Origin of the sequence: Cupriavidus sp. SIMBA_020 (assembly GCF_046535395.1) — a bacterium.
Taxonomy (GTDB): Bacteria; Pseudomonadota; Gammaproteobacteria; order Burkholderiales; family Burkholderiaceae; genus Cupriavidus; species Cupriavidus campinensis.
The window spans coordinates 1-340 of record NZ_JAWRWU010000206.1 but is presented as its reverse complement, the minus strand read 5'-3'; the positions used below and the strand labels follow the sequence as shown (position 1 = coordinate 340).

Sequence of the window (340 nt, the reverse complement as noted above, 5' to 3'; positions counted from 1 at the left end):
AATCGCCTCGGGCGAGCCGCGCGCGCGGCAGGAACGTTTCTACGCCGCCCAACTGGCCATGGCGGCGGAATTCAAGCTGCCGGTGCTGCTGCACGTGCGCAAGTCGCAGGACATCCTGCTCAAGTACCTGCGGCGCCACGACCGTATCGGCGGCATCGCGCACGCCTTCAACGGCAGCGCGCAGCAGGCCCAGGCCTTCGTCGAGCAGGGCTTCGCGCTGGGGCTGGGCGGGGCCATGACCTACGAACGGGCATTGCAGATCCGCCGCCACGCCACTGACGTCGACCTGCGCCATCTGGTGCTGGAGACCGACGCGCCGGATATTCCCCCGGCCTGGCTG

The 340-nt window shown here is 69.4% G+C and carries 1 protein-coding gene; it reads left to right on the top strand.

All coding sequences use genetic code 11. The features are described 5' to 3' along the window. Positions 1–340: TatD family hydrolase (locus SB751_RS28840; protein ID WP_410748888.1), on the top strand; the 340-nt coding region annotated here is incomplete at both ends.